Raw genomic sequence first — 10,321 nt, 5'->3', positions numbered from 1 at the left:
CCGCTAACTCTCAGGAGTGCAAGCACTCCATCAAGTCCGCTCGACTTGCATGTATTAGGCACGCCGCCAGCGTTCGTCCTGAGCCAGGATCAAACTCTCCAATAAAGTGTTTGACTTGCTCATTTCAAAACTGACGAGAATGTGTTCATTCTCTATTTCAACGTCCCGCCGAAGCGGTCCGTTTTACTCACTCGTTGTTCAGTTTTCAAAGATCAACTTCTTCGTTTGTTGCCAACAGTTTATCTCGTTAGCAACTCTTATATCTTATCACATCCGTTCGATCATTGCAAGCTTTTTTTGAATTTATTTTTTAAATCCGTTTAGCTTGTCTGTTTTCGAACTGTGTGCCAACCGTTTTTCTCGGCCGGAATTAGAATATACCATAGAACTCAGTTATTATGCAAGCACTTTTTATAAAAAAAATAAAAAACCGTCTCAAAAATCGAGACGGTTCTATTATATACAGCCTTGTTCGTTTGTTATTCAGCACCGAGGAAAGCATATCGGATCAAGATGATCACAAACAGGATCCACATCAACCAATGTATTTTTGTATCCGTACGTCCAGTCAGTTTACCGAATACTGCAAGAACTACATAAGCGATGATACCCGCGGAGATACCGTTAGCGATACCGCCAGTGAAAGGCATCAGGATGATCGTCAAGAATGCCGGGAAAGCCTGCATGAAATCATCCCAATCGATATCACGCACTTGGCTCATCATCAGCACACCGACAATGACAAGCGCCGGAGCTGTAGCAGCCGAAGGAACAACCAGAGCAAGAGGAGCCAGGAACAATGCCAGGATGAAGAGCACACCAGTAGTAACTGCCGTCAAGCCTGTACGTCCACCCTCAGCAACACCAGAAGTACTCTCTACGAAAGCTGTGATTGTACTTGTACCAAGGAATGCGCCTGCGCTTACGCCGCCAGCATCCACTAGCATTGCTTTACCAAGCTTCTTCTCGCCTTCCTCTTTGTTCTTCAGAAGTCCCGCACGACCAGCTGTACCAACCAGTGTACCGAATGTATCAAAGAGTTCAACGAATGTGAAAATAAAGATTACTTCAACAAGACCGATGCCGAGCGCACCCTTCAGGTCCATTTTTCCAACTGCCAGATTATCAAATGAAGGAATCCAATTTGCGTTACTCAGACCCGACAGGTCTGTAACTCCCATTGGAATACCAATCAGCGTCGTGAGCACGATACCGATAAGCAGAGCACCTTTTAATCTAAGAACCATCAGGATTGCGATCAAGAACAGCCCGATGATTGCAAGCAGCGTATCTTTATTATGAATGAAGTTTCCAAGAGCTAGATTGAATCCACCGCCTGGTACCGGCTGAGAAATATCCGTCCCCGGGTTTACGGAAACCATTACAATGTTGCCCAGCTTAAGACCGACAATGGTAATGAACAAACCGATACCGACTGTAATAGCAATCTTTAAGTTGTTCGGAACTGCGGTCAATAGCATCTGCCGGACTTTGGTTACCGTAAGAATAATGAAGACGATACCGGAGATAAATACGGCACCGAGCGCGGCCTGCCAAGTAATCGCTCCGTTCGAGCTTAATACCACTGTCATGAAATACGCGTTCAAACCCATACCTGGTGCCAGGGCAACCGGAATGTTAACAAAGAAGCCCATAGCCATCGTAACAAGACCCGCACCTACTGCGGTCGCGAAGAATACGCCTTCCTGCGGAATACCTGCGCCGCCCGGACCCAGAAACAGATTATTGACAAACAAAATGTAGGCCATTGTCACAAATGTCGTAAAGCCTGCAATAATCTCGGTTTTTACATTCGTTCCGTGTTCCTTTAGTTTAAAGAAACGCTCCATTGTAGAGAAATCCCCCTTAAATTTAATGACTGAACAACATACAAAAAGACCCTAAGGATAAATCCCCAGGGCCGTCGCTTGAAAAAAGAGCCGCAAAACAATCATTCAGATGCTGCCGGGCAGCATCCTTATCGGATAACCTGCTGCTGTACGGAGAATACTCCGATCTGCAGGCAGTTCCCGAATGCTGGATGAGTCCGCATCATTATATTGCCGCTCTTCTTTTCGTAGCGAGATCATTACGGTGACCTGTAGAGACTCCCGGGCCCATTCCCGGGATTATACGAAAAAGCTCGTTATATGTTGTTGTCATGTCAGTTTCTACACATATTTTAGGACGAGAAGCCCAATCTTGTCAACAACAAAAACGAATATTTAACTTGTCAATTTAATCTAATGTTCGGAATTAACCCTTCACCACCCGGTTGCTCTAGGATTTCTGAACTATATATGACAAAAAAAAACCGCCAGAGCATAGGATAATGCGCACATTATCGCTCTCATCCACTCAGGAGGTGTTTCTATTAATATCCATTATAGTCTGAGATAAAGTCTCATGACGCTCATATCTGGCACTGCTGGTCTAACTGATCTCTCTTATCGTGGTAATCACTTCTGTAGTTAGGAAAATAGATTCTGAAATGAAGTTCAAGTTATTTGAGCATTATTGCAAGTACTCTGATGATTTTAGTTCAGCAAAAATCCGTTGCTTGATGTGGCTGTCTTCAGCCATATCCTCATGATCCGTCCCATCCAGATTGAATTTGCCAGACTGCATATTAATAACACTGTATTGACCATACAATTTTGACAGAAATATTAAATATTTACTTCCCTTTTTCATTGCTGTGTAACCCTCAAACGAAATTCTTTCTTTACCTTTAAATGTTTGATATACGCCAATAGGCTCGTAAACTTTAAGATTTATGGCATCCTCTTCTGGTCCCTTAATGACATGCTCTACATCAATTTCTGTGAACGTGGCAATATCCTCTAAAGCACCATTTGGAAACCTTGACAAATGCAGCTCTCGATCCTCAATGTCTTTAAGCGGACTTCCAACGACAACTAACTCGGCATTTGAGAATAACGCTTTACCTGTGGGATATCCAATATAATCCGAAGATACATATAAATCACGAACAGAATTATAAATGGCAAAATAATAGTAGCAGGTTGCTGCAAAAACAACAGCCAAAATAAGAGAAATGATTGTACTTCTCTTTTTTAACAACATCAACTTATGGATAACCTCCTAAATCCATCTTGGAGAACCATCTAAATGCTCAAAATCGTGAAACAAATACACAGTTGGGACCGTTTAAATCTACAAGGAACATTTTACCAAAATTTATCGAGGGAAGGATAAAATGATATGAGAGTTAATACATGGCTTCTGGTAGCAACAGCAGTGATTGTCCTAAGTGGAGCATTTTATATGAACTCTATTTCTGCAGATAATGCTACTCGACAACTCCAAGCTCAGCTTATTGAGGCAGGGCTAACCATTTCCGAAATTAGCATCCATGAGGAGACTTTAAAAATAGAAACAAAATCAACTTCTAACTCTTCAGAAGCTAATATAGAGGATATTAAAACGATTCGAAAAATACGGAATGAAGTTAGAAGTGGGGCTAATGGAGCAATAAAAAATGTTGATCTCAAAATCACAGGGGCTAATGCTCAAATTATCTACAACGGAGTTTCTAATGACATTACGCGGATACCCGATTTCTCAAATGAGATTGTAGGAAAGCTCGATTCTGAATTAGCGCAAGAGGCTATGTATAGTGAGCTGAAGACAAATGGTGTATCTGTGAATTCAGTGAATGTTACAAATAATGTACTGGGTGGGAAACTGGCTACTATTGTACTAACAGCGGAAATCCCAGAAGTGGACAGTCTCGTACCAAAAATGGAAGAATGGATCACATCGCTTAATGATTCCTATGACGTCGGAGTTTCCCAATATGAGCTGACTATTAATAATAAGGATGACGAAACGTTACTATATTTAACAGCGGACTTAGTATATCGTGATTTTTATTCGTGGCAGTCAACTTGAAATCAGCAATCGTTCCCTAACTATAGTCATAAAAAATACTCTCTTCTATTTGCTGAATAACGCAGATAAAAGAGAGTAATTTTTTGCACTCTATTGTTGCAGGTGTAGACTGATTATTAATGCTATTGACGCCCTAACCCCTTATATACCAAGGACTTATAGTTAATTAACAGCATCAATACTTCAATCCTACTCCCACTCGATTGTTGCTGGTGGTTTCGAAGTTACGTCGTACACGATGCGGTTGACGTTCTCGACTTCGTTCACAATACGAACGGAGATTTTCTCCAGCACATCCCAAGGAATGCGCGCCCAGTCCGCGGTCATGCCGTCGATGGAGGTTACGGCACGGATACCTACAGTGTAGGAATACGTACGTGCATCACCCATTACGCCAACACTCTTCATGTTTGGAAGGGCCGTGAAATACTGCCAGATCTCGCGATCGAGGCCAGCCTTCGCAATTTCTTCGCGCAGGATGTAGTCGGAATCACGAACGATTTGCAGCTTGTCCTCCGTAACTTCACCCAATACACGGATCGCAAGACCCGGGCCAGGGAAAGGTTGACGGTGTACAATCTCATCCGGCAAACCAAGCTCTTCACCAACTTTACGAACCTCATCCTTAAAGAGAGCTTTCAGTGGTTCGATCAATGTGAATTTCATGTCTTCAGGCAGCCCGCCGACATTGTGGTGGGATTTGATCGTGTGCGCCGTTTCCGTACCGCTTTCCACGATATCGGTATACAGCGTACCTTGAGCCAAGAATGCAAAGTCATCAAACTTGCTGGACTCTTCATCAAATACGTAGATGAACTCGTTACCGATGATTTTACGTTTTTTCTCTGGATCGTCTACGCCTTTCAGCTTGGACAAGAAACGTTCCTGAGCATCAATCTTTACAACCTTCATATCAAACTTGCCAACGAAGGTGTCCATTACGCTCTCAGCTTCACCTTTACGCAGCAGACCATGATCAATAAACATACATGTCAGCTGGTCGCCGATCGCTTCATGGATCAGCATGGCTACAACGGAGGAATCAACACCGCCGCTCAAAGCGCACAGCACTTTTTGGTCGCCAACGACTTCGCGAATTTCGCGAACCTGGTCCTCAATGAAGGTTTCCATGCTCCAGTTGCCCTCGCAACCGCACACTTCGTACAAGAAATTCTTGATCATTTCGTTGCCTTGAACAGAGTGACGAACTTCTGGATGGAACTGTACTGCGTACAGCTTCTTCTCCTCGTTGCTCATCGCAGCGATTGGGGCAGATTCCGTTCCAGCGTCCAGCTTAAAGCCGGAAGGCAGGGATACCACGTGATCGCCATGACTCATCCAAACCGTTTGTTTATGCTCAATCCCTTTTACGAGCATCGAGCTCGGAGCAAATTCCAGCTCCGCTTTACCGTACTCGCGCTTCGAAGCGCGTTCTACCTTACCGTCCAGCTGCTGAGCCATCAGCTGCATGCCGTAGCAAATACCGAAGATAGGCAGTCCCAGATCATAAATAGCAGGATCCACATGCGGTGCATTTTCAGAATACACGCTCGAAGGACCTCCTGAGAAAACAATGCCGCGCGGAGAAAGCTCTTTAATCTTCTCAACAGGCGTATTGTATGGCAGAAGCTCACTATAAACGCCGAGATCGCGAATGCGTCGTGCTATAAGTTGGTTATACTGTCCACCGAAGTCCATTACAACGATGATTTCATTAGGCTTGTTCATTACCGGGCCTCCCTTGATTAATGAAATTAATTATACGCAACCCTAATTCATAACGTCAAGAAAGAGGGGCTCTTGTTTTCATGCCATTTTTTTGACAATTCGAATACATTGGCGTAAAAAGTGTACTTTTTCGGTTCGAGACCATGTTTGATCATCATAAGCCGCCCGCTCCCAGCGCTGTGCGAACTGCTCCACATCCGCCTTGAATTCAGCATCTTCAATGGACAAGGAACTGACGTATTGCCGCATGGTTTGCCCTTTTTCCAAAGCACCAAACTTTCGCTGCAGCTTGTCCCACACCCCTGCCGAGGCCAAGATTAGCCCTTCTCTTCTGCTCACCGCTATCGTTCTACTCATTCTTAGATAGATTATGCCTTCGAGCAGAACCGGTATTCGATAGATCACGACCACAATAACAGGGGGAACAAGCAGAATAAAGCTCCCTAACATGACAGGACCAATAGTGGATAGCAGGATCATCATTTTAACGACCGTATAGATTATGGAATCTCTTACGTTCTGCCAGTTAGTATGCCACCCAGAACCGGAACCTTCGGCAGCTGGCGGTGAAGACATAGCCCCAATGCCAAAACCTGGAGTAGGGTCAAACATCACCCAGCCCCTTCCTGGGAAAAACACTTCGACCCATGCATGCGCATTTTTTTCCGCTACTTCGTACTGATCAACCGTACCGGCCACCAGCTCACCTGGTGCAAATCCGGTCACATAGCGTGCTGGTATGCCTTCGGAACGAAGCAGCACAACCATCGCGGTGGCAAAATGAACACAGTACCCTTTTTTTGCATCAAACAAAAAGTGGTCCGTGAATTCTCTGCGCTTCGGTGGAACGGCTGTATGCAGTGAATAGGCATAGTTCTGCTCCAGATAGGATTCGATCGCTTTCGCCATTTCATACCTGTCCGTGGTTCCTGATGTAATCTCACGCGCTAAATTACGCACTCGATCAGGTAGTTGTTCAGGAAGCTGCAAGTACATCTCCTTGATATATTTCGGGTCCTGGCCCGTCATATTCCGTAGTGACTGTGGCTCTGGCAGATCATAAAGCGTCTCAATGGTATAACCGGATATGACTGCTTCGCCTTCCAAGGATACCGTTTCGGATAGCCGATCGACGGTTATCTGGGGAACGCCGCTATCTTTGGAGGATCGTATCTCCTTCACTCGGGTAATAACACCTCCTGACAGGAGCGAACGAACGGGAGTTGGCTGTTCAAAAATCAGCGACTGAACGAGCTTGTCACCAGCTGGGCGCTTCCAATAAGGCAGTATACCACTCAAGTCTTCCGATAGCCGGGCCGGCATGGAAGTGGTGAGTTCCCTGCCCCATTTCCGGCCATCATACCGTTCGTAGGTCTCTCCCCGCCAATATACAGGCTTAGGCGACTGGGCCGAAAAAAACAGGGCATCGCTAAGCTTTAGTGGAGCTCCCATATCCTCTCCCTGAGACATATATCCAACCGCTTTGGAGGCCGGCACCGATGGCTCGGCGTTTCTGTGGAACCGATCGCCCCATCCAGACAAACGTTCAGCCATTTCAGCAACCGTTAACCCCATCCCGGATGAAGGTTCGATGAAGTAGCCTCCCAACCGAATGATCCCTGCTACCATGAGGGATGCGAGCAGAACGACCAGACTCCAGCGAAGCAGAGGAAGTCCCGACAAGCGGCGAGCTTGCACAGTTTCCGGGTCATCCATTCCCTTACCGTTACTCTCGACGATTTCCTGCTTGAGTCTCAGGATCAGCATTATGCCTTGTGCCAGCAAAATATATAAAACGGTCCGCATCATATCCATATATATACTTTTCTCCATGACGGATTCGAGGACCGTCAAATAAACCAGCGTCGCACCGCCGAACAACCATACCGTTCGGCGATACAGAGCGAGCATGTGAATGGCCGATACCAAGATGCCCCAACCTGTGAGCAGGATCATCGTTCTCGTCTCCTGACTTAGCGCCATGAATTCCCAAACGTTACTAAGTTCAGAAGCATCTTCAGGGAGTATTTCGGTCACAAAATGAACAAACCAAGTATATGGATTGCTATACTCAACAAACATTTGCGAACACAGCCAGACAACAAGAATCGCATTGAGGGGAAGCCACACCCAGCCCCGTAGTGTAAACAATCCCTGCAAGAGCAGGAAAACAGCGAAGATGGACAAAGCTTGCAGCACATTCTGGCTGTTTGCCCCATCTGCCACGTGAAGCGGCAGGAGCCATTCGAATAGCAGCCCAGCCATCGGCAAGGTGATAAAGATGCGATGAAGAAGCGTACCGTAAGGCAAGGATGAGAAGAGCATAGAGGGTAGACTCCGAGCTGAGGATCCTACCGTGCTTCGATCCACTAGATTAACGGGCGAACCGCTGAACCCTGTCATGGCCAGCACCCCCGTTCCTCATTGGCTTCTTACCAGCCGGTCCTTCATACAGATATACCAGCTTACCGCCTTTACCGAAAAACTCCTGAGCCCAAACGGGCAGTGCCAGCTTCTCCGATGAACTGGTCGATAGCTGGTCCGAAGCTTTCGACCAGTTTAAATTCTCGGTACAGAAAATAGTGACTTTGCGGCTTCCTGCATTCAACAGTTGAATGCCCAGATTGGCCGCTCCCTGATGGAAACCGCCTGTGATGATCGCCCAATCCGTATTTTTACGCGATGTCCCGAGAGATTCCTTGAACCCTGGCTGGCTCCACAGCTTTGAATCATTTTCAGTGAGCTGAACGGAAGCAAGCGGTAGCCAAGTATCCTCCATCTCCTTCCAATTGCTTTTGGACTCGGCCTGTTCTTGCAAAGCTTCCCCATTCATCCACAGCTTGTGGGGGATATTCGAACGGATGAGCCGGGATACGAGGCCCGCGGCAGCCGATACCGTATCTTCAAATGCATTCTCAGGCGTTATTGCTTGAAAGCCCTCATATGCATCAAGTGAGGTGTCCAGTACAATCCCTTGCCTTGACCCGCAGCTCTCATGCGGCATAAAGGACTGCAAGCGGCCAACCTTTGCGGAATTTTTCCAATGAATCCGGTTCATCGGATCACCAGGAATATAGTCGCGTACCGTTGATCCTCTCATTTCATTCCATACGTTCCTGTCTGAACGTTCTGTCTCCATGTCCATCTCGCTTCCACAGACGGGCATCAAAGCCTCCGGCCACTCCAGCGGCCTTGGTAGCACGATCAGACCACCCTCAGCGCCTCGTAGACCCCTGCTCCTCCTGAACCATCCGAACAGATCGCCCCACTCCACCTTGCTGCAGACCGGAGACCATATCCCCCGGGGAACGTGGTACAATCTATAGGTATACTCAAGTCTTCGCCGTAAGCCGGGAAATAACAGTTTCCTGTACTCTCTGCCGCCAAACTGGTCAGTGATGACAAGCCACGGCAGTGGCAGTATGGAACGATAAGCTACCCGTACCGCCATTTCTACCGGATCTCCCTCCTGAATACAGGAAGGGCTGCCCGTGTGCGAGATCGTTATCTTCATAGGCCCGAACAAGCTTGTCAAAATCCCGCCAACCAATAGAATCGTTGATGCCCACCATACAAGCCGCAGTGATTCTCCGCCGAACCAGAGATACAAGCCAAGCGATGCCAACCAGATAACCACTCCTCTCGCCCATTCAAGCAGATGGCGGTTCATGACTTACTTCCCTTCCGGCTGCGCTGCCTCGGAAGCTCAAACCTTGTAATCATAGACTCTACCATTTCATATGGGGTCACACCTGCAGCACGTGCCTCATGACCGAGACGAATGCGGTGAGTTAACACAGGTACGGCAACGCGGAGACAATCATCAGGGATAACATACATTCGACCTGCCAAGAATGCGGCAGCCTGTGAGGCACGCAGCCAAGCCAATGTTCCTCTAGGGCTGATCCCAAGAGCAACGCCTTGTTGTCTGCGGGAAACATCAGCCACACTGACCATGTATCTTTTGATCGTGTCATCCACAAATACACGGGAAACCATCTGCTGCATCCTGCTCAGCTCGAACCCCATCATGAGCGGCTTCAGCTCTTCCAATCTGGAACTGCCCATCCCCCGCTCCAGCAGCTCCATCTCCCCTTCGATGTTGGGATATCCAAGTGATAGCCTCATCAAAAAGCGATCCAGCTGCGCTTCCGGCAAGCGGCTTGTTCCCTCGTATTCATAAGGGTTTTGCGTTGCCAGCAGAAAGAACGGGGCCGGCAGCGGATATGTACAGCCATCCACGGTTACGCGTCCCTCTTCCATAGCTTCCAGCAGAGCAGACTGTGCCCTGGGTGATGCCCGGTTAATCTCATCAGCCAAAACGATGTTAGACATCACGGGACCCGGCCTAAATACAAATTCACCTGTGTGCGGGTAATAGACTGATGCGCCTGTAATATCTCCTGGCATTAAATCGTAAGTAAATTGAATGCGGTTGAAATCACAGCCAATCAATGCGGCCACCGACTTCACCAGCATCGTCTTCCCAACCCCGGGGACATCTTCCAGCAGTACATGTCCTCCAGCCAGCAATGCAATCATCGTTAACGAGATTTGCTCCTCGTGTCCTACAATGACACTGCCGATCCGCTTGGTGACTCTTCCAAGAAGATCAGGAGCCCACTCCGGGTGAACCGGCTCTTCAGCATGAATCGATGAATGATACAAGAACATCAAC

General features: G+C 47.2%; 8 protein-coding genes, 1 rRNA gene and 1 riboswitch. Of the genes, 1 reads left to right on the top strand and 8 read right to left on the bottom strand.

The window, feature by feature from the left end; genetic code table 11:
* The 4 genes from ABEQ74_RS28465 to ABEQ74_RS28450 form a co-directional block, all read right to left on the bottom strand.
* A 16S ribosomal RNA gene (locus ABEQ74_RS28465) occupies positions 1-105 on the bottom strand; the annotation flags it as partial.
* A gap of 374 nt (positions 106-479) precedes the next feature.
* Positions 480-1,850 carry an NCS2 family permease gene (locus ABEQ74_RS28460; protein WP_054404878.1) on the bottom strand — a complete coding sequence of 457 codons (1,371 nt, stop codon included), beginning with the start codon at positions 1,848-1,850 and terminating at the stop codon, positions 480-482.
* A 105-nt stretch (positions 1,851-1,955) separates the two neighbouring features.
* Complete coding sequence (locus tag ABEQ74_RS28455; RefSeq protein WP_430125554.1) at positions 1,956-2,090, bottom strand: hypothetical protein; 135 nt, start codon at positions 2,088-2,090, stop codon at positions 1,956-1,958.
* Positions 2,059-2,157, bottom strand: a riboswitch (purine riboswitch). It overlaps the preceding gene by 32 nt.
* Before the next feature lie 357 nt (positions 2,158-2,514).
* Complete coding sequence (locus tag ABEQ74_RS28450; RefSeq protein WP_430125553.1) at positions 2,515-3,090, bottom strand: hypothetical protein; 576 nt, start codon at positions 3,088-3,090, stop codon at positions 2,515-2,517.
* A gap of 135 nt (positions 3,091-3,225) precedes the next feature.
* Between ABEQ74_RS28450 and ABEQ74_RS28445 the strand changes: the two genes are divergently transcribed.
* Positions 3,226-3,915, top strand: a complete 690-nt coding sequence (locus ABEQ74_RS28445; protein ID WP_430125552.1) for a hypothetical protein — start codon at positions 3,226-3,228, stop codon at positions 3,913-3,915.
* 189 nt (positions 3,916-4,104) lie between these two features.
* Here the strand turns inward: ABEQ74_RS28445 and guaA are convergent, their stop codons facing one another.
* From guaA to ABEQ74_RS28425, 4 genes are all read right to left on the bottom strand, one after another.
* Positions 4,105-5,643, bottom strand: a complete 1,539-nt coding sequence (guaA, locus tag ABEQ74_RS28440) for a glutamine-hydrolyzing GMP synthase (RefSeq protein ID WP_430125551.1) — start codon at positions 5,641-5,643, stop codon at positions 4,105-4,107.
* 78 nt (positions 5,644-5,721) lie between these two features.
* The gene (locus ABEQ74_RS28435; protein WP_430125550.1) at positions 5,722-8,046 is read right to left on the bottom strand and encodes a transglutaminase domain-containing protein; all 2,325 of its coding nucleotides are present in this window, start codon (positions 8,044-8,046) and stop codon (positions 5,722-5,724) included.
* Positions 8,018-9,313 (bottom strand): DUF58 domain-containing protein, encoded by a 1,296-nt coding sequence (locus ABEQ74_RS28430; RefSeq protein ID WP_430125549.1) that lies wholly within the window; start codon positions 9,311-9,313, stop codon positions 8,018-8,020. The genes ABEQ74_RS28435 and ABEQ74_RS28430 overlap by 29 nt, the downstream gene beginning before the upstream one ends.
* Positions 9,310-10,317 carry an AAA family ATPase gene (locus ABEQ74_RS28425; protein ID WP_430125548.1) on the bottom strand — a complete coding sequence of 336 codons (1,008 nt, stop codon included), beginning with the start codon at positions 10,315-10,317 and terminating at the stop codon, positions 9,310-9,312. The genes ABEQ74_RS28430 and ABEQ74_RS28425 overlap by 4 nt, the downstream gene beginning before the upstream one ends.
* Positions 10,318-10,321 lie beyond the last annotated feature (4 nt).

The sequence above is a fragment of the Paenibacillus solani genome, from assembly GCF_050475945.1.
Classification (GTDB): Bacteria; Bacillota; Bacilli; order Paenibacillales; family Paenibacillaceae; genus Paenibacillus_AQ; species Paenibacillus_AQ solani_A.
The sequence above is the reverse complement of the archived record's forward strand: the minus strand, read 5'-3'. Positions and strand labels throughout refer to the sequence as shown.